General features: G+C 63.0%; 14 protein-coding genes. 4 read left to right on the top strand and 10 right to left on the bottom strand.

Features of this window, described 5'->3' with window-relative positions; genetic code table 11:
• Nucleotides 1-60: 60 nt before the first annotated feature.
• Entirely contained in the window at nucleotides 61-1449 is a 1389-nt protein-coding gene (locus ACLH1I_RS03985; protein ID WP_198079670.1) for a NarK family nitrate/nitrite MFS transporter, read from the bottom strand.
• Nucleotides 1450-1760: 311 nt separating this feature from the next.
• Between ACLH1I_RS03985 and narX the strand changes: the two genes are divergently transcribed.
• Both narX and narL read left to right on the top strand, forming a co-directional pair.
• A complete protein-coding gene (gene narX / locus ACLH1I_RS03980) occupies nucleotides 1761-3539 on the top strand; it encodes a nitrate/nitrite two-component system sensor histidine kinase NarX (protein WP_017900764.1) in 1779 nt (592 codons plus the stop codon).
• 10 nt (nucleotides 3540-3549) lie between these two features.
• Nucleotides 3550-4200 carry a two-component system response regulator NarL gene (gene narL / locus ACLH1I_RS03975; RefSeq protein WP_002910198.1) on the top strand — a complete coding sequence of 217 codons (651 nt, stop codon included), beginning with the start codon at nucleotides 3550-3552 and terminating at the stop codon, nucleotides 4198-4200.
• Here narL and ACLH1I_RS03970 read toward each other — a convergent pair.
• The 7 genes from ACLH1I_RS03970 to nasR form a co-directional block, all read right to left on the bottom strand.
• Nucleotides 4197-5579, bottom strand: coding sequence for a YchO/YchP family invasin (locus ACLH1I_RS03970; RefSeq protein ID WP_049092153.1), 1383 nt, complete (start codon nucleotides 5577-5579; stop codon nucleotides 4197-4199). The genes narL and ACLH1I_RS03970 overlap by 4 nt on opposite strands.
• A 153-nt stretch (nucleotides 5580-5732) precedes the next feature.
• Complete coding sequence (locus ACLH1I_RS03965; RefSeq protein ID WP_126065618.1) at nucleotides 5733-8339, bottom strand: nitrate reductase; 2607 nt, start codon at nucleotides 8337-8339, stop codon at nucleotides 5733-5735.
• Entirely contained in the window at nucleotides 8339-12406 is a 4068-nt protein-coding gene (nirB, locus tag ACLH1I_RS03960) for a nitrite reductase large subunit NirB (RefSeq protein ID WP_077252857.1), read from the bottom strand. The genes ACLH1I_RS03965 and nirB overlap by 1 nt, the downstream gene beginning before the upstream one ends.
• 10 nt (nucleotides 12407-12416) lie before the next feature.
• Nucleotides 12417-13205, bottom strand: a complete 789-nt coding sequence (locus tag ACLH1I_RS03955) for an ABC transporter ATP-binding protein (RefSeq protein WP_004203195.1) — start codon at nucleotides 13203-13205, stop codon at nucleotides 12417-12419.
• Between the two features lie 9 nt (nucleotides 13206-13214).
• Nucleotides 13215-14099, bottom strand: a complete 885-nt coding sequence (gene ntrB, locus ACLH1I_RS03950; protein ID WP_017900761.1) for a nitrate ABC transporter permease — start codon at nucleotides 14097-14099, stop codon at nucleotides 13215-13217.
• A 1-nt stretch (nucleotide 14100) separates the two neighbouring features.
• Nucleotides 14101-15357 carry a CmpA/NrtA family ABC transporter substrate-binding protein gene (locus tag ACLH1I_RS03945; protein ID WP_049003798.1) on the bottom strand — a complete coding sequence of 419 codons (1257 nt, stop codon included), beginning with the start codon at nucleotides 15355-15357 and terminating at the stop codon, nucleotides 14101-14103.
• A 244-nt stretch (nucleotides 15358-15601) separates the two neighbouring features.
• Complete coding sequence (nasR, locus tag ACLH1I_RS03940; protein ID WP_017899845.1) at nucleotides 15602-16783, bottom strand: nitrate regulatory protein NasR; 1182 nt, start codon at nucleotides 16781-16783, stop codon at nucleotides 15602-15604.
• Nucleotides 16784-16851: 68 nt separating this feature from the next.
• On the opposite strand from nasR, the gene ACLH1I_RS03935 reads away from it, so the two are divergent.
• Both ACLH1I_RS03935 and ACLH1I_RS03930 read left to right on the top strand, forming a co-directional pair.
• Nucleotides 16852-17205 carry a DsrE/DsrF/TusD sulfur relay family protein gene (locus tag ACLH1I_RS03935; protein ID WP_002910380.1) on the top strand — a complete coding sequence of 118 codons (354 nt, stop codon included), beginning with the start codon at nucleotides 16852-16854 and terminating at the stop codon, nucleotides 17203-17205.
• A gap of 238 nt (nucleotides 17206-17443) precedes the next feature.
• Entirely contained in the window at nucleotides 17444-17686 is a 243-nt protein-coding gene (locus ACLH1I_RS03930; protein WP_002910387.1) for a DUF1883 domain-containing protein, read from the top strand.
• Nucleotides 17687-17742: 56 nt separating this feature from the next.
• On the opposite strand, the gene ACLH1I_RS03925 is transcribed toward ACLH1I_RS03930, so the two are convergent.
• The gene (locus ACLH1I_RS03925; RefSeq protein WP_004203203.1) at nucleotides 17743-18423 is read right to left on the bottom strand and encodes a gamma-glutamylcyclotransferase; all 681 of its coding nucleotides are present in this window, start codon (nucleotides 18421-18423) and stop codon (nucleotides 17743-17745) included.
• Between the two features lie 136 nt (nucleotides 18424-18559).
• Nucleotides 18560-18790: a putative cation transport regulator ChaB gene (gene chaB / locus ACLH1I_RS03920; RefSeq protein ID WP_004203206.1), complete on the bottom strand. Its 231-nt coding sequence runs from the start codon at nucleotides 18788-18790 to the stop codon at nucleotides 18560-18562.
• Nucleotides 18791-18869 lie beyond the last annotated feature (79 nt).

Below are 18869 nucleotides of genomic sequence, written 5' to 3'. Positions count from 1 at the left end.
CAGTAAAAAAGGCGCCTCCCTCAGGAGTGCGCCTTTATGAAGCGATACGACTATGGCGAATTACTGACGCTTACGGCCGTATACCGCCCAGGTGATGATTACGCAGGCAATATAGAAGATCAGGAACACTTTCATCGCGCCGGCCGGCGAGCCGGTCAGATCCAGCGAGATTCCGAACGCCTTCGGAATAAAGAAGCCGCCGATGGCGCCAATGGCGGAGATAAAGCCCAGCGCCGCCGCGGTATCGGTCGCCGCCTCGCGCATCGCCTGGGCTTCGCTGCCGCCCTGGGCCTTCACCCGGTCCATGGTCAGCTTACGGAAGATCACGGAGATCATCTGGAAGGTGGAGGCGCTGCCCAGCCCGGCGGTAAGGAACAGCACCATAAACACTGCAAAGAAGGCGATGAAGTTGCCGCCCTGGCCATTGGTCGGCAGCGTCAGGAACAGCAGCGCGCAGAATACAGCCATCACCACGAAGTTCACCAGCGTCACGCGGGTACCGCCGAGACGGTCGGAGATCGCCCCGCCCATCGAACGCGCCAGCGCGCCAATAAACGGACCGAAGAAGGCGTAGTGCAGGATCTGCACGTCCGGGAACTGGGTTTTCGACAGCATGGCAAAACCGGCGGAGAAACCGATAAAGGAGCCGAAGGTCGCCAGATAGAGCAGCGCCATGATCCACAGATGCAGACGTTTAAGCACCGGCAGCTGTTCGCTCAGCGAGGCTTTGGAAGCGGACAGGTCGTTCATAAAGAACCACGCCGCCAGGGTGAAGATAATCAGGAAAGGTACCCAGATCCACGCGGCGTTTTCCAGATACAGCATCGAGCCGTCCGGCTGCTGGCTGCCGGTCCCGCCAAAAATGGCAAACACCGAGACCGACACCACCAGCGGTGCGACCAGCTGCATCACGCTGACGCCCATATTGCCGAGGCCGCCGTTGACGCCCAGCGCCCCGCCCTGCTTCGCTTTCGGGAAGAAAAAACTGATGTTGGCCATACTGGAGGCGAAGTTGGCCCCGGAGAAGCCGCACAGCAGAGAGATGATGACGAAGACGCTAAACGGCGTGGAAGTATCCTGGACCGCAAAGCCCAGCCACACGCACGGCACAATCATGATCCCGGTGCTGAACGCCGTCCAGCGACGGCCGCCGAACAGCGGCACCATAAAGGCGTACGGCACGCGCAACAACGCGCCGGAGAGCGCCGGCAGCGCGGTCAGCATAAACAGCTGATCGGTCGTAAACTGAAAGCCCACTTTGTTGAGGTTAACGGCAACGGCGCTGAACAACATCCATACGCAGAACGCCAATAACAGACAGGGAACGGAGATCCATAAATTGCGGCTCGCCACATGGTGGCCGCGCTGTTGCCAGAATTCAGGATCTTCAGGCCGCCAGTCGGTAATGACCGAGCGATTAGCCTTCTCCGGGAGGGAAGATTGACTCATAGATACCTCTGATTATTCATATTTCCTGCCGCTACCTTAGGGGTTGCCCGGGGCGGTAAGTTGATATAAATCAAAGGAAAAGCGCGGACTAATTTGTGCAAAAATAGACCATGCTCCGAAGTGAGTAGAGAATGGTGGGAAAAAAAGTGTGGTTTTTCACACGGCTGCCGGGATGCGTATAACCCCTCTCCCAACGGTGCCTACCACCGACAATTAAGGAGTAACTCTTTGGGGGTATGGGTATACTCCAGGGGATAGCCGAGAATAAGCGCCACTCCCGGAGACACGACCGGTCAGGAGCCACGCATTCCATGTTAAAACGTCTTTTTACCCCGCTGACGCTGGTCAATCAACTGGCGTTGATCGTCCTGCTTGCCACCCTTACAGGCGTCGCCGGCATGGCGATCTCCGCGCGCCTGGTCAACGGCGTGCAGGGCAGCGCGCACGCCATTAACAAAGCTGGGTCATTACGCATGCAGAGCTACCGGCTGCTGGCGGCGATCCCGCTGAATGAACACGATCAAAAGCTGGTCGATGATATGACCGCCACCGTCTTTAGTCCGGAGCTGCAAAACTCCGCCCGCCGCGACGGACAGGAGCGCCAGCTGCAGGCCTTGCAGCAGTACTGGCAGCTGGCGCTGGCTCCCGGCATGCAGCGCGCGGTCAACCAGGCGGAGGTCGCCCAGGATGTCGCCGACTTTGTCGATCGTATCGACCAGCTGGTGACCGCATTCGACCATACCACCGAGCAGCGTATCGAACGGGTGGTCTGGATCCATCGCCTCCTCGCCATCGGCATGGCGCTACTGCTGATCTTCACCATCATCTGGCTACGCGCCCGACTGCTGCGGCCATGGAAACAGCTGCTGAGCATGGCGCGAGCGGTGAGCCAGCGTGATTTCACCCAGCGGGCGCACATCAGCGGGCGCAACGAAATGGCGACTCTCGGCATGGCGCTAAATAACATGTCGGAAGAGCTGGCGGAAAGCTACGCCGTGCTGGAGCGCCGGGTGCAGGAGAAGACCGCCGGGCTGGAACAGAAGAACGAGATCCTCGCCTTCTTATGGCAGGCCAACCGCCGGCTGCACGCCAACGCCCCGCTCTGCGAACGCATTTCGCCGGTGCTGAACGGTCTGCAGGGTCTGACGCTGCTGCGCGATATCGAGGTGCGGGTCTACGATCTGGAAGATGAAGACAACCATCAGGAGTTTACCTGCCACTCGGATAATGAATGTGATGACATGGGCTGCTACCTCTGCCCACGCAACCTGCCGCCGCTACCGGATGGCGGCACAACGCTGAAGTGGCGGCTGTCGGATGCGCATAATCAGTACGGCATCCTGCTGGCGACGCTGCCGGTTGGCCGTCATCTCAGCCACGATCAGCAGCAGCTGGTGGATACGTTGGTTGAACAACTGACCAGCACCCTGGCGCTGGACCGCCATCAGGAGAAACAGCAGCAGCTGATCGTCATGGAAGAGCGGGCCACTATCGCTCGCGAGCTGCATGACTCCATAGCCCAGTCGCTATCCTGTATGAAGATGCAGGTTAGCTGTCTGCAGATGCAAGGCGACGCCTTGCCGGCGGAGAGCCGCCAGCTGCTGGGGCAAATACGTAACGAGCTGAATACCTCGTGGGCCCAACTGCGGGAGCTGTTAACCACCTTCCGCCTGCAGTTGACCGAGCCGGGCCTGCGCCCGGCGCTGGAGGCCAGCTGTCAGGAGTACAGCGCCCACTTCGGCTTTACGGTGCAGCTTGATTATCAGCTTCCGCCGCGCTTTGTGCCGTCGCATCAGGCCATACACCTGCTGCAGATCGCCCGCGAAGCGTTAAGCAACGCCCTGAAGCATGCCAGCGCGACGGAAGTGACCGTGACGGTGTCACAACGCGATAACCAGGTCCGTCTGGTGGTGGCGGATAACGGCCGCGGCGTGCCGGACCACGCCGAGCGGAGTAACCATTACGGTTTAATTATTATGCGGGATCGCGCGCAAAGCCTGCGCGGCGACTGTCAGGTTCGGCGCCGGGAAACCGGCGGGACCGAAGTGATCGTCACGTTTATCCCGGAAAAAACGTTTTCCATCCAATAAGGAGACCCCCATGAGTCAACAGGAACGGGCAACCATCCTTCTCATTGACGACCATCCGATGCTGCGCACCGGCGTGAAACAATTGATTAGCATGGCGCCGGACATCCAGGTGATTGGCGAAGCCAGCAATGGCGCGCAAGGTATCGAGCTGGCGGAGTCGCTGGATCCGGATCTGATCCTGCTGGACCTCAATATGCCGGGCATGAACGGCCTGGAAACGCTGGACAAACTGCGTGAGAAATCGCTGTCTGGGCGGGTGGTGGTCTTCAGCGTCTCTAACCATGAAGAGGACGTTGTTACCGCCCTCAAGCGCGGCGCCGATGGCTATCTGCTGAAAGACATGGAGCCGGAAGATCTGCTGAAAGCGCTGCAGCAGGCGGCCGCCGGAGAAATGGTATTAAGCGAAGCGTTAACCCCGGTGCTGGCCGCCAGCCTGCGCGCCAACCGCGCCACCTCCGATCGCGACATCAGCCAGCTGACCCCGCGCGAGCGCGACATCCTCAAGCTGATCGCCCAGGGGCTGCCGAACAAAATGATCGCCCGCCGACTGGATATCACCGAAAGCACCGTCAAAGTGCACGTCAAGCACATGCTGAAGAAAATGAAGCTCAAATCCCGGGTGGAAGCCGCGGTATGGGTCCACCAGGAGCGAATTTTTTAAGGCGAGTCCGTCCAGGAGACGCCTGGCGCGGTGAACTTGACCAGCGGCTCGGTCAGCGCCAGGGCGATCTCATTGGATGAGACGCGCTGCCCCTGTTTATCCTCTACCACCACCGACAGGCGCCAGCGGTTCGCGGCGCCCGGTTCACTGTTCCACACCGGCATAATCACGCTCCAGCCATCGGGACTGCGGGCATCCACCGGCGGCGTCAGGCTGAGCGCCTGGGTGTCGCCCTGCCAGTGCAGCGACTTGATACCGTGCAGACTATGGATCTGCAGCTTCAGCTGCACCGTTTCCCCGGACTGTAGATCCCAGGGCGGCGTGGCCAGATAGACCGTCAGATTTTTGCGCTGCCGATACTCCACTACCGGCAGATTATCCCGCTCCGGGCTGTCGAAGCGGCTGCCGCGCAGCGAGTTGCTGAACGCCACCTCGTCCGCCGCCAGCTGCTGCTTGAGCGGCACACCAAAGCGGTAGTTGAGCTTCAGGCCAACGTTATTCTGGCTGACGCCATTTTCCCCTTGCTTATGCTTGGCGGTCACGGTGACCAGCGGGACCGGGGTGTAATTGAGCCCGACGGAGACGGCCACCGGGTTATGGTAGCCAGTGCCGGTATGAAACAGATCGACGCTGTCGCCGAAGTACTGTTCGACGCTGACGCTGGTGTTGATGTGCTCATAAAACGGCAGTCGCGCCTGGGCGGTAACGTCATACCCTGCGGCCATCCGCTGCTCCTGGGTTTGATTCTCCCGCAGCTGCCAGTCGCCCAGCGGATGGTAGTAGTTCGCCGACAGGCGGAGATATTCTCCCCACGCCTCGGCGCCGACGCTGCCGCGAGCCAGGCTTTCGCTCAGCACCTTGTCATAAAACGAGTTATAGCCCAGCAGCCAGCCGCCGACCCGCCAGCGCTGGCCAAGCCCAATGTTGCCCACCAGATCGTTCTCGCGCCGGGTTACCGAATACTGGTTCCACGTCAGGTAGCGATCGTTATCCTGCAACGGCACGAACCAGCTCCCTTTACTGCCAGTGAACTTCCCCTCTTTATCGACCAGCAGGTCGACATTGGCGTTGCCCCATGGCGAGAGCCAGCTCTCCAGCTGGTGGCTCACTTCATTGCCGAGTTTGTTGATGGCGAACATCTGCGCCTGTTCGCCCGCCGTCAGTCCGTTATCGCTCATGCTGGCCTCGCCGAACTTCTTAGCCACTTCGGCAAAGTGTCTGGCGTCGTCATCGACCTGCGGGGCGATCCCCAAATCGGGCAAGGAAGGTTCTTCCTGGGGAGTAAAAGTGGTGTGACTGGCGGTCAGCGCCCAGACGGGAACGCCCGGCAGCAGCAGGAGAATGATCAGGGATGGCAGCAAACGGTACGACACAGGCATCAACTGGTTTTGCGCGGGCTCGCAGAAAAAATTGGAAGATGGTTTTAGTTTATCGTTTTTTGCCCTCTCCCGCAGCCCTGCGGACAATTCCAGGAATATGCTGAAACCGGTTGGGCAATCTGTCGCCCAACCACAGAAGATATCGCCGCGCCGTTAGGCCCCGGCGCGGGCCGGTTGCGTCGCCAGCAGCGCGTTGAGCTCCGGCACGCAGGAGCCGCAGTTGGTCCCGCACTTCAGCCTGGCGCCCAAAGCCCCGACGCTGGCGCAGCCGCTGGCGATGGCCTCGCCGATCGCCCGCTCGCCGACCCCAAAGCAGCTGCAGACAATCCGCCCCGGCAGCGCGGCGGCGGCGTCCGGTCGGCCGCTGAGCAGCGCATGGCGCCGGGCGGCATCGGACGGCGGCGTGGCGAAGGCGGCGCTTACTCCTGCGCTATCCACCGCCGGCTCGCGCGCATCGCTCCACCAGCCCAGCATCAGCCTCCCCTGATGCCACGCCAGCAGGTTCCACACTGCGCCGCCGTCTGCTATCTGCAGCTGCCAGCCGCGCTGCTCGCACCAGACCCTGAGCCACTGGCGGGCTGACGCCTCCCCGGCCAGCGAGTAGTGCAGCACTCCTGTCGCCGCCCGCCGCCGCCAGTGCCAGGCCGCAGGAAATGGCAGCGGTTCGCGACAAAACAGTTCGCTGTGCCAGGCAGGCTGCCAGGCGGCGATGGCCACCGCCGCCTGTTTACTCTCCGGCTGGGCGGAATGCGGGTCCGTGACGGCGGCCAGCAGGTTATTCACCCGCCCCTGGCGGGCGAACTGATTGTTCCAGTGCATGGGGACAAACAGCGAGCCGGGGCGCTGGCCTTCGCTGATCGCCACTTTCGCCACCATCACCCCATGGCGCGACCAGATCCGCGCCAGCCCATCGGCGACAAGCTGGTAGCGAACGGCGTCCTGCGGCGCCACCTCCACCACCGGCTCCGCGATATGCTGCATCAGCCGCGGCACAGCACCGGTGCGGGTCATGGTGTGCCACTGATCGCGGATCCGCCCGCTGTTGAGGATCAGCGGATAAAAGACATCGGTTGCCGCCCGGGTCGGCTGAGGCGTCACCGGCACCATTCGCAACCGGCCATCGCGATGCCAGCCGCGCGTGACATCCAGGTCGGCGCGGCGGCGGCTGACTGGCCAGCGGACCGGCGCCATGGCGTCCCACGCCTCGCGGCTGAGATCCGCCAGCGCGCCGATATCAAACGCCCGCTGGCCGTCGTTTTCGAAACCGGACAGCGCCGCATGCTCGCGGAAAACGTCATGCGGATGCTGCCAGGCAAACGCCTCGCGATATCCCAGCGCCTGCCCCACTCGGGCGATGATCCACCAGTCCGCTTTCGCCTCCCCCGGCGGCGGCAGAAAGCTGCGCTGACGGGAGATGCGCCGCTCCGAGTTGGTGACCGTGCCATTTTTCTCGCCCCAGGCCAGCGCCGGAAAACGGATGTGGGCGAAATGTCCGGTATCCGTCTCAGCGGCGACATCCGAGACGATCACCAGCGGACAGCCGGCCAGCGCCTGGCTCACCGCGTGGCTGTCGGGGAGGGATACCACCGGATTGGTGCCCATGATCCAGACCGCTTTCACCTCGCCGCGGCCGATGGCGGCAAACAGCTCCACGGCGGTCAACCCCGGAGTCTGCGCCAGCCGCTCGGTTCCCCAAAAGCGGGCCAGCCGCTGCAGATCGGCCGGCACAAAATCCATGTGCGCCGCCAGCATCGTCGCCAGCCCGCCGACTTCGCGCCCGCCCATGGCGTTGGGTTGACCGGTCAGCGAAAAGGGGCCGCAGCCGCGGCGGCCATACTTTCCGCTAGCCAGATGGACGTTGATGATGGCATTACATTTGTCGCTGCCGCTGGCTGACTGGTTAATTCCCATGGTGTAGAGGGTGATGGCCCGCGGGGCGGCGATAAAATCGCGATAGAAACCCGCCACCTCATCGGCAGCCAGGCCGCAAAAATCAGCTACTTTCGCCACGTCCCAGCCACTCGCTTCGGCCAGCGCCTGCGCGCCATCGCGAAAACCGTCGACGCAGGCTCCAGCCTGCGCCAGGGCGTTAAGCAACCCCACGAACAGCCCGCCGTCACTTCCCGGCGCCAGCGCCAGATGGCGATCGGCGATCTCGCAGGTGGCGGTGCGTCGGGGATCGATCGCCACGATCTGCAACCGGGGATTGTCCCGCTTCGCCTGCGCCAGACGCTGGTACAGCACCGGATGCGCCCAGGCAGCGTTTGAGCCGACCAGCACCACCAGATCGCTGTTTTCCACATCCTCATAGCTACAGGGCACCACGTCGGCGCCAAAGGCCCGCTTGTAGCCGGTCACCGCCGACGACATGCATAGCCGCGAATTGGTGTCGATGTTCGCCGCGCCGATAAACCCCTTCATCAGCTTGTTGGCGGCATAGTAATCCTCGGTTAACAGCTGGCCGGAGGCGTAGAAGGCCACCGCCTGCGGGCCGTGCTGGTCGATAACCTGTTGCAGGCGAGAAGCGGTCTCCGCCAGCGCCTGAGGCCAGGTCACCTTCTGGCCGTCCACCTCCGGCGCCAATAGCCGCCCCGCCAGGCCCGTGGTCTCCCCGAGGGCAGCCCCTTTGACGCACAGACGGCCGAGGTTGGCCGGGTGCTGGTCGTCGCCGCGCACGCTCACCCGCCCCGCGTCATCTACGCTCGCCAGCACCCCACAGCCTACGCCGCAGTAGGGACAGGTCGTTCGGATGGTCTTCATCAGGAGGCCTCCGCTCGCGCCAGCAGCTGCTGGCTGCCCACCCACACTTTGCCGTTTTCCACTTTCACCGGCCAGGCGCGCACCGCCTGTTCACCGCCGTCGCACGGCCAGCCGTCGCGCAGGCGAATCCGCTGTTTGTACAGCGGGGAGATCACCACCGGTTCCCCGCTGACGTCCCCTAACAGCCCCCGCGACAGCACGTTGGCCGCGCTGCCCGGCTCGCGGTTGTCCAGGGCATACACCCGATCGCCGAAGCGGAACAGGGCGATCTGCCGCTCGCCTAACCGGGCACCGATCCCCGCCTGCGCCGGAATGGCGTCAAGGTCGCAAATCGCCTGCCACGGCCGGGATGGGAGTTCGCCTTCGGGCAACACTTCAGCAGGCAACGGCTGCGGCTGACCGCGCAGATCGTGGCGCTGCACCGCCTCGTCGGGCTGGTCGCTGTTAACGAAGGAGCGGAACAGCGCCAGACGCTGCGGATCGTTGAGGGTGGTCTGCCACTCGCACTGGTAGCTGTCGACGATGCGGGCCATCTCCTGCTCCAGCTCCTCGCCAATGCCGAGGCTATCCTCCAGCACCACCTGCCGCAGGTAGGCGACGCCGCCCTCCAGGTTGTCCATCCAGGTGCTGGTGCGCTGCAGGCGGTCGGCGGTACGGATATAGAACATCAGCAGACGATCGATGCTGCGGATCAGCGTCGCTTCGTCGAGATCGCTGGCAAACAGGTCGGCGTGACGCGGTTTCATTCCGCCGTTGCCGCAGACGTAGAGATTCCAGCCTTTGTCGGTGGCAATCACTCCGATATCTTTGCCCTGGGCTTCGGCGCACTCGCGGGTGCAGCCAGAGACCGCCATCTTGATCTTGTGCGGGGCGCGTAGCCCTTTATAGCGATGCTCAAGCCGCACCGCGAGCCCGGTGGAGTCCTGCACGCCGTAGCGACACCAGGTTGCGCCGACGCAGGACTTCACCGTGCGCAGCGACTTGCCATAGGCGTGGCCGGTTTCAAACCCGGCGTCGGCCAGCTCGCGCCAGATAGCCGGCAGCTGTTCCAGCCGCGCGCCAAACAGGTCGATGCGCTGGCCGCCGGTCACTTTGCTGTAGAGCTGATAACGTTTGGCGATCTGCCCGATGGCGATCAGCCCGTCCGGCGTCACTTCCCCCGCCGCCATCCGCGGCACCACCGAATAGGTTCCGTCCTTCTGAATGTTGGCGAAATAGCGATCGTTGGTATCCTGCAGCGGCAGGTGCGCCGGCTTCAGCAGGTATTCGTTCCAGCAGGAGGCCAGCACCGAGGCCACCAGCGGTTTACAAACCTCGCAGCCATGCCCCTGGCCGTAGCGGCTAATCAGCTGCTCGAAGGTATGGATATGGTTGACCCGCACCAGGTGGTAGATCTCCTGGCGCGACCACGGGAAATGCTCGCAGACGTCTTTTTTCACTTCGACGCCCTGCGCCGCCAGCTGGTACTCCATCACCTGTTTCACCAGCGCGCTGCAGCCGCCGCAGCCGGTGGCCGCTCTGGTGCAGCTTTTTATCGCCGCCATATCCCCCGCGCCATTGTTCACCGCCTGGCAGATATCGCCTTTGCTGACGCTATGGCAGGAGCAGATCGGCGCGCTGTCGGGCAGCGCCGCCACCCCCAGCGCCTTCGGCGCGGCCCCCTCCAGCGCCGGCAGGATCAGGCTCTCCGGACGCGGCGGCAGCGCCATGCCGTTCAGCATCATCTGCAGCAGCGTGGCATAGTCGCTGGCGTCCCCCACCAGCACGCCGCCAAGCAGGGCTTTGCCGTCCTGACTGACGACGATTTTTTTGTAAACCTGCTGCGGACCGTCGGTCCATTGATAGCTCTGGCAGCCCGGCGTGCGCCCCTGCGCATCGCCAAACGAGGCCACGTCAACCCCCAGCAGCTTCAGTTTGGTGCTCATGTCGGCGCCGCTAAAGCAGGCGTCCTCTTCTGCGAGGGTGGCTGCGGCGATCCGCGCCATCTGATAGCCCGGCGCCACCAGGCCGTAAATTTTATTATCCCACAGGGCGCATTCGCCTATCGCCAGCACGTCCGGGTCAGAGGTGCGGCACTGGCCATCAATGCCAATCCCCCCGCGCTCGCCGACCTGCAGCGCGCAGCCGCGGGCCAGCGCGTCCTGCGGGCGGATCCCTGCCGAGAAGACCACCATGTCGGTCAACAGCGTGTCACCGTCGGCAAAGTTCAGCCGCAGGCCGTCGGCCTCGCTCACGATGGCGGTGGTGGCTTTGCTGGTATGCACCCCCACGCCGAGGGCGACGATCTTCTCCCGCAGCATCGCCGCCCCGCCGTTATCCAGCTGGACGGCCATCAGGTTCGGGGCAAACTCCACCACGTGCGTCTCCAGCCCCAGCTGTTTCAGGGCGTTGGCGGCCTCCAGCCCGAGCAGGCCGCCACCGATCACCACCCCGCGCTTCGCCGCGGCGGCATGGGCGGCGATGCGGTCCAGATCGTCAAGGGTGCGATAGACAAAGCACCCGTCGAGATCGCTACCAGGGACAGGCGGAACAAAGGGATAGGAGCCGGTCGCCAGCACCAGTTTATCCCAGTGGGTTTCATGTCCCTCGGCGTCCCGCACCAGCCGCGCGTCGCGGTCGATCGTCGCCACCGCCTTGCCGAGGCGGAGTTCGATGCCGTGCCGGTGAAAGAAATCATCGGCCACCAGCGACAGCGATTCGGCGCTGCGTCCGGCGAAATATTCGGAGAGGTGCACCCGGTCGTAGGCGGCGTAACGCTCTTCGCCAAACACCACGATACGATATTGCTCATGCAGGTTGCGGCTCACGCATTGTTCGAGAAAATGGTGGCCGACCATGCCATGTCCCACCAGCACTAATACAGGTTTCGTCATCGTCATTATTCCTGCAGCCTGCGGCTGCGTTGAAGAAGGATCAAAAAGCCAGTCCGCGGTGGCGGGCTCGTCGCTTTCCAGGCGCGCGGTGAGCGCGGCGGCGGCAGTGCAATCGCCCATCAGCAGCACGCCGCGCAGGCGGCCGTCGCGCAGCAGCAGGCGACGATAGTGGCGGTCGATGGGGTCCCAGCTGGTAAAAATGTCATCCTGTTCGCCGGCCTGCTGCTCGCCAGCGCTAAAGAGTTCAATGCCGGTGACCTTCAGCCGGGTGCCGGCGTCCTGCCAGACAAAGCCCGCGCCGGGGACGCCGCACAGGCGATCCGCCAGCACTTCGGCCTGGCGCAGGCAGGGAGCCACCAGCCCCCAGGTCTGGCCGTCAATTTCGCAACATTCGCCAATGGCGCTGATCCCCGGCAGCGAGGCGGCCATCTGGCGGTCAACCACGATCCCCCGCTGGCACAGCACACCGGACTGCGCCGCCAGACGGCTGTTGGGCTGCACGCCGGTCGCCAGCACCACTCTGTTGGCGCGGAATACCCGCCCATCCGCCAGCCGCACGCCGTCGGCGTCGATGGCGGCGATCCGGCACTCCAGCACACAGCGAATGCCGCGCGCTTCAAGCTGCTGCCTGAGCTCATCGGCGGCAAAAGCGTCGGTCAGCGGCGTCATTAATCCGCCGCCGCGATGCAGGAGAGTGACCTCCCCGCCGTGGCGACGCAGCGCCGCCGCCGCTTCCACCCCCAGCACCCCACCGCCAATCACCACCGCCGGGCCGGGTATCGCCAGAATACGTTCCACGTCCGCCAGGGTGCGGAAGGGCATAACCTGCGGACGATCAATGCCCGGCAGCGGCGGGATAAAGGGCCGCGAACCGGTGGCGAACACCAGCTCATCCCACGGCAGCCAGGTCTCCGCGATGCGCAGCCGCCGTTGCACAACATCGACTTCATCCACCGCCTCGCCAGACCGCAGGCACACCCCGTGCCGGGTGTACCACTCCGCCGGCAGCAACGGGAGCTGCGCCGCTGTTTTTTCGCCAGCCAGCAGCGGCGAGAGCTGGATGCGGTTATAGGCCGGGTGCGGCTCGTCGCCGACGACGGTAATGGCAAACCGCGCAGGGTCGCGCTCAACCAGCCGCTGCACCAGACGGGTGGCCGCCATGCCGTTACCGATCACCACCAGTCGCCGCGTCATGACCGCCTCCTTACGCCGCTTTCGGCTGTTTTTCATACAGGAAATGGAGGATCTGCTGGCGCAGATGGTGATACCGGCTGTCGTCCGCCAGCTGAACGCGGTGGCGCGGACGCGGCAGATCGACCGCGAGGATCTCGCCGACCGTCGCTGCCGGGCCGTTGGTCATCATCAGCACCCGGTCGGAGAGCAGCACCGCTTCATCAACGTCGTGGGTGATCATGACGATGGTGGTATTGAGCTCCTGCTGAATCTGCATCACCGTGTCCTGGAGGTGGGCGCGAGTCAGCGCGTCCAGAGCGCCGAAGGGCTCATCAAGCAGCAGCACTTTCGGCTTCATCGCCAGCGCCCGGGCGATACCCACCCGCTGCTTCATGCCGCCGGAGATCTCCCCGGGCCGTTTATGCAGCGCATGACCCATCTGCACGCGCGCGAGATTGTGTTCAATCCACTCCCGACGCTCATGCTTGCTCATGGTGCGACGGAACACCTGATCCACCGCCAGCGCCACATTGTCGAAACAGCTCAGCCACGGCAGCAGTGAGTGGTTCTGGAAAACCACCGCCCGCTCCGGCCCGGGACCGGCAATTTCCCGGTTATCACACAGTAGTCCGCCCTCGGTAGGGGTGGTGATCCCGGCGATCAGGTTTAGCAGAGTCGATTTTCCGCAACCCGAGTGGCCGATCAGGCTAATGGTCTCCCCTTCGACGATATCGAAGGAGACATTCTGCAGCGCCAGAAACTCGCCGCTGGCGGTGTTGAAGCGCTGGCTGACGGCCTGCACCTGAATTAATGGTTTCATGTTGGCTCCTTATTTTTCCTGCCAGCTAAAGCGGCGGGCGAGCAGCATCAGACCCTGCTCCAGCAGCAGGCCGACGACGCCGATAATGACGATGGCGATGATGATGTTTTCCACATTGAGGTTGTTCCACTCGTTCCAGATCCAGAAGCCGATCCCCAGCCCGCCGGTAAGCATTTCCGCCGCCACGATCACCAGCCAGGCGATGCCGATGGAGAGGCGCACGCCGGTAAGCACCGCCGGCAGCACCGCCGGAAAGAGAATTTTGCGCATCACCGTCCACTCCGAGAGCTGGAGGACGCGGGCGACGTTGAGATAGTCCTGCGGGATCCGCCGCACGCCTTCCGCGGTGTTGATCACCATCGGCCAGATGGAGCAGATAAAAATGGTCCAGCTGGAAGCAGGCTCCGCCTTCTGGAACAGCAGCAGGCCAATCGGCAGCCAGGCCAGCGGGCTGACCGGGCGCAGCAGAGCAATCAGCGGATTAAACATGCGGGCGAAGAACAGCGAACGGCCGATCAAAAACCCCAGCGGAATGCCCGCCAGCGCCGCCAGGCCGAAGCCCACCGCCACGCGCTGCAGGGAAGCCAGCACGTTCCAGCCGATGCCCATGTCATTCGGCCCGTCCTGATAGAACGGATCGGCAAACAGGGTCAGCGCCGAGTCCAGCGTGCTCAGCGGCGTGGGAAAGCCTTTGCTGTGCATCGCCGCCAGCTGCCAGGCCAGCAGCAGCACCCCCAGCCCCAGCAGCGGGGGCAGCAGGCGCTGGATGAGCTCACGCAGCCAGCGCGTGACGGTTGGCGTGGTGCGCCGGACCTGCACCGGCGGCAGGAGAATCACTTCGCCAGGCGCGTTCTCCACGCTGACGGCCGGTTGCTTACGTTGTGCCTGCTTCATCTCATGCCCCCTTACGTTGAATAGCGAAATGGCGGGCGTAGCCTTCCGGGTCGGACCCGTTCCAGACCGTACCGTCCATCAGTGTGCTGCTGCGCATCGTGGCTGCCGGCGCGCTGATCCCCCCTACCGCCTGGGCGGCAGCCTGCCAGACGTCGATGCGATTAATGCGCGACGCCACCGCGAGATAATCCGGAGCCTGTTTCAGCAGCCCCCAGCGACGAAACTGGGTGAGGAACCACATCCCGTCCGACAGCCAGGGGAAGCTCACCTCGCCCTCGGCGTAAAAGCGCATCGGATGGGGATCCTGCCAGCGGCGGCCGAGGCCGTTGTCATACTCCCCAAGCATCCGGCCGGTGAGGTACTGCTCTTTGGTATTGAGCCAGCCGCGCCTGGCGAGCAGGCGGGCCGTCTCCCGGGTGTTCTCCGCCGAGGCGGCGATCCAGCGCTGCGCCTCCATCAGGGCCGCCACCAGCGCGCGGGCGGTGTTCGGCTGGCGTTCCACCCAGTCGCGACGGGCGCCCAGCACCTTTTCCGGATGCTCGGGCCAGATATCCTGGGAAGTGGCCGCGGTGAAGCCGATACGGTCGTTTATGGCGCGGGCGTTCCACGGCTCGCCGACGCAAAAGCCGCTCATATTGCCGATGCGCATGTTCATCACCATCTGCGGCGGCGGCACCACGACGGTGCGCACATCGTTAAAGGGATCGATGCCGGCGCTCGCCAGCCAGTAGTAGAGCCACATAGCATGGGTGCCGGTGGGAAAGGTATGGGCGAAGGTGTAGCTGCCCGGCGCGCTGCGGTCGATCAGCCGCTTCAGACCGCCGAGGTCGGTCACCCCTTTCTCCTGCAGTTCGCTGGAGAGGGTGATGGCCTGACCATTGCGGTTGAGGGTCATCAGATTGGCCATCGCCTGCGGCTTGCTGGCGATCCCCAGTTCAAGTCCGTACAGCAGGCCATAGAGAATATGCGCCGCGTCCAGTTCACCGGCCACCAGTTTGTCGCGCACCGCCGCCCAGCTGGCCTCCTTACTCGGCGCCAGGCTAATGCCATATTTTTTGTCAAACCCCTTCGCCGCAGCGATGGCCAGCGGCGCGCAGTCGGTCAGCGGAATAAACCCGACCCGCACGGTGGTCTGCTCCGGTCTGTCCGAGCCGCCGGCCCATGCGGCCTGCATCACGCCCGGCAGCAGCATCGCGCCGCCCAGCGCGGCCCCTGCCTGCAGCAAGCGCCGCCGTGAAATTGAAAATTTATCGCTCATATCCGCTCCACACGCGCAAAAAAAAAGCGCCCGACAGTGCATATGCACTGCAGGACGCCTTTATCCACGGACACCCGAACCGCCATTGGTTCGTCGCCCGGACTTTTATTCACTCACTATAATTAATGCAAAGGGGATGCCAGCTTTGGCAATGGCGCACGGGCGGGCTTTTCCTTTCGCCCGGGTCGGTTTGTCAGGCAAAAGTGCACCGCCGACAGGCAGCAAATGCCCATCGGTTGTGCATCTACTCCTTTGGAGTTACTGGCCAGATCGCCTTCACCATCAGCAGCGCGCGGGCTATCTCAACCATCCGCTGATTCTTGTCCATGGCCATCTTGCGCAGCGTCTGCCAGGCCTGCTCCTCCGGCATCCCCTGGTGTGTCATCAGCAGGCTTTTCGCTTTTTCGATCAGCTTGCGTTCCTCGAGTGCGTCTTTCAGCGAAGCCAGCTGACTGGAGAGCTGCTGCAGCTCATAGGCCTGCTGGCGCACCAGCGGCAGCAGCTGTTTATCCAGCCGCGGCGTCACGCTGTCGCTCTCCTCCCCGGCCAGCCAGCCAGGCGCGTCGTCTTCTAACAGCGCGTCGGTGGCGTCCAGCAGATCGTCGATCAGTTGCTCTTCCACTTCGCGCAGCTGCTCAAGCCGCTGGGTCTGCAGGCCGAACCAGCGCAGCGCCGTTTCCCCACCGTCTGCCGCCGGCTGGCGGGTGCAGGCGATCCGCCGCAGCTGCTCTATGTCCAGACCGGCCTGACACTGGGTAGTAAACAGCTGGACGGTCGCCGGGCTGCCCAGCGCCAGGAAGCTGTCGAAGCAGGGCTGCTGACCGTCAATACGGTCCACCAGCTGCTGGCGCAGGCTGTCGCTGAACTCGCCGCGGGTAAAGCCCAATGCTCCCAGCGCGCGCTCCTGACCCACCAGCTCTTTTCCCTGCATAAAGCTGTACAGGGCGACCATACGCCCGGCTACCGGCGGGTCGTCAATACTGTCATTGAGCTGCGGGACGATATTCAGCAGATGGCGGATAATACGGCTGAACTGCTCCGTCGCGGCTTCAGCGGCTACCTGCCGACGGCTGACCTGCTCACGCAGCGCCGGGAGCTGCGCCAGATCGCCTACCGCCCGGGCGATGCGCCAGCACAGCGCGCTGCCGGCGACCGCGCGCGCCCGTTCGAGGGCGGCATAGAACAAGGCCAGCCGCTCATCAACCAGCGCCCCACCCGCCCGACACTCCGCCGCGTACAGCTGGCCGCCCGAGCAAAGAAAAATATTCGACGCCCCGCGCTCGCACTGCAGCATATGCACCAGCGCGCTGAGCTGACTTGCCAGCTCGCCCAGCCGGGCTAGTTGCTGAAGCTGTTGTTTTTGCAGGCGGCGCGCCAGCTGCAGCCAGGCCGTCGCCTCGTCCGCGTGACCAGTCGTATTATTCATACCCCTCCTCCGGGTTAACGCTTTATACTGCGGTAAAGCAATAACCGTGCCTTTAAGAAGGAGTTTGTATGCAACGTATTGTGATTATCGCCAACGGCGCCGCCTACGGCAGTGAATCCCTGTTCAACAGCCTGCGCCTGGCCATTGCCCTGCGCGAACAGCAGTCCGACCTCGATCTCAAGCTGTTTCTGATGTCCGACGCGGTCACCGCCGGGCTGCGCGGGCAGAAGCCGGCGGAAGGGTATAATGTGCAGCAGATGCTGGAGATCCTCACCGCCCAGCAGGTTCCCGTGAAGCTGTGCAAAACCTGCGCGGACGGCCGCGGGGTCAGCGCACTGCCGTTGGTTGACGGGGTGGAGGTTGGCACTCTCGTTGAGCTGGCCCAGTGGACCCTGGCGGCAGATAAAGTGCTGACCTTCTGAATCTGGGGTGCCGAACGGCAGGAAATATCAGGTTTCGCCACCTGAAGAGGCGAAAAAAACGTTAGCTGAATGCTTTCAGGAACAACGTCATTTTTGTTTAATCTTTATCCCTTTTTTTGATCAAAATCAGCATCCCGACCCGCGCCGTTTGGTGTGATGCACAGAGCAAAGTGTGAACAATATCACGCGAGGACTGGGTGGGCAGGATGCTGTAGCAGGACAGAAACGGGGTACAAAAATGGCGATGGTAAAAGCAAGTTTGACGTTGTTTGGCGGTGACACGCTGGTGGTGCGGTGCTCAGAGCGCTGCCATATTCATCTGATGAGCGCGAAGGTCCCTGGCGACAGCCATGCGGATATCCTGAGCGTGCAGGATCGGGACAGCGCCTATCTGACGGTGCCCTACAGCGGCACCTGGAACGTGCTTATCGACAGTCACAGCCAGTCACTGGAGCACTCCATCAGCTACGTGCCAGCCTGACCGCCACTGACAGAACACCCGCCCGGCCATGCCGGGCGTTTTTCTTTTCCGCACGCTCAGGCCAGGCCTGGCGTCGGGCTCTCGCCCAACAGCGCGCGGACGCTGGCCACCAGATCATCAAGACTGGCGTCGTGCATCCCGAGCTTACTTAACGCCTGTTCCAGCGAAAACAGGTACTGGGCGTTGGTCCCGAGCGGCCCGCTGGCCCGGGCGATCAGCGGAGCGATGACCTGGGCGCTGGTATCCGGCTCAAACAGCGGATGACGCGGATCCATAATAAACACCAAAGCATTTACCGTTCGCCCGTCGTCCAGCTCCAGCTTGCACCAGGTGGGCAGATAGCAGCCGGTGATCATCTCTCGTTTCCACAGCAGAGTCAGCTCTTCTTCCAGCGTGTCGTCCGGCAGACGATAAGCGACGCCGGTAGTCCGGCCGCCCTCTTTCAGAGCCAGCATGCGTCCCGGCTGGCAGGCGCTTCCGCGCCCGGCGGTCAACCGCAGGCAAAACGCGCGGTGCCAGCCCGGCAGCGTGCCGGTGCAGGACTCGCGATAATTGAGCGCCGGGTTCCAGATAAGCGAACCGTAGCCAAAGATCCATACTGAGCCATCATCCGGGCGGCAGGCCAGCGTCGCCGCCAGCGAGGCTGCGCGTTGTTCTGCCGACCAGAGTAGCGATTCCTCAATAGCGCCAAACGCTGTCTTACAATCCGCATTCATCAAGAAATCACGAGTTAACACTGTTTACTACCTCCGCCACTGCCCGCTTCCCGGCGTTCGTCTCATGCATCCGTCAATATTGCTGAAATATTATCCAGCTTTATCTTTCAATAAGCAATCAGCGGGGCGCTGGCAAGCGTAAAAGCGGCGTCAGCAATTATTTTTTCTTATGCCACTTATCGTCATCGCCTTTCTCGTAGCTGTTCTTCACCGCCGCCCAGGCGACTTTGTGTGCCGTCTCTTCGCGGCTGGCGTCATCGCGCCGGTCGTCTTTATCCTTATATTGATCCCAGGCGCTGTTAAACGCTTCTTTATAAATTTCCTGCGCATGGGCAGGCAGAACATGCTTAACGCTGTCGGGTAGCTCTTGTTTACTGTGATAGGGCATTATGGCCTCCTGTTTGAGCATAAAGTTTAAGTCTGGAACGCAGGCGGCAGGCTATCAAGCCGATGATGAGTTAAAAATG

The organism is Klebsiella sp. 1SOBk10mer, from assembly GCF_046602535.1.
Lineage (GTDB): Bacteria > Pseudomonadota > Gammaproteobacteria > Enterobacterales > Enterobacteriaceae > Klebsiella > Klebsiella quasipneumoniae.
Note: the sequence above shows the minus strand (reverse complement) of the source record. Positions and strands in the feature narration are given on the sequence as shown.

Bases quoted from the DNA above. Each gene is read 5' to 3' on its own strand.
- ACLH1I_RS03985 (WP_198079670.1), bottom strand. From the start codon at position 1,449: ATGAGTCAATCTTCCCTCCCGGAGAAGGCTAATCGCTCGGTCATTACC.
- narX (WP_017900764.1), top strand. From the start codon at position 1,761: ATGTTAAAACGTCTTTTTACCCCGCTGACGCTGGTCAATCAACTGGCG.
- narL (WP_002910198.1), top strand. From the start codon at position 3,550: ATGAGTCAACAGGAACGGGCAACCATCCTTCTCATTGACGACCATCCG.
- ACLH1I_RS03970 (WP_049092153.1), bottom strand. From the start codon at position 5,579: ATGCCTGTGTCGTACCGTTTGCTGCCATCCCTGATCATTCTCCTGCTG.
- ACLH1I_RS03965 (WP_126065618.1), bottom strand. From the start codon at position 8,339: ATGAAGACCATCCGAACGACCTGTCCCTACTGCGGCGTAGGCTGTGGG.
- nirB (WP_077252857.1), bottom strand. From the start codon at position 12,406: ATGACGCGGCGACTGGTGGTGATCGGTAACGGCATGGCGGCCACCCGT.
- ACLH1I_RS03955 (WP_004203195.1), bottom strand. From the start codon at position 13,205: ATGAAACCATTAATTCAGGTGCAGGCCGTCAGCCAGCGCTTCAACACC.
- ntrB (WP_017900761.1), bottom strand. From the start codon at position 14,099: ATGAAGCAGGCACAACGTAAGCAACCGGCCGTCAGCGTGGAGAACGCG.
- ACLH1I_RS03945 (WP_049003798.1), bottom strand. From the start codon at position 15,357: ATGAGCGATAAATTTTCAATTTCACGGCGGCGCTTGCTGCAGGCAGGG.
- nasR (WP_017899845.1), bottom strand. From the start codon at position 16,783: ATGAATAATACGACTGGTCACGCGGACGAGGCGACGGCCTGGCTGCAG.
- ACLH1I_RS03935 (WP_002910380.1), top strand. From the start codon at position 16,852: ATGCAACGTATTGTGATTATCGCCAACGGCGCCGCCTACGGCAGTGAA.
- ACLH1I_RS03930 (WP_002910387.1), top strand. From the start codon at position 17,444: ATGGCGATGGTAAAAGCAAGTTTGACGTTGTTTGGCGGTGACACGCTG.
- chaB (WP_004203206.1), bottom strand. From the start codon at position 18,790: ATGCCCTATCACAGTAAACAAGAGCTACCCGACAGCGTTAAGCATGTT.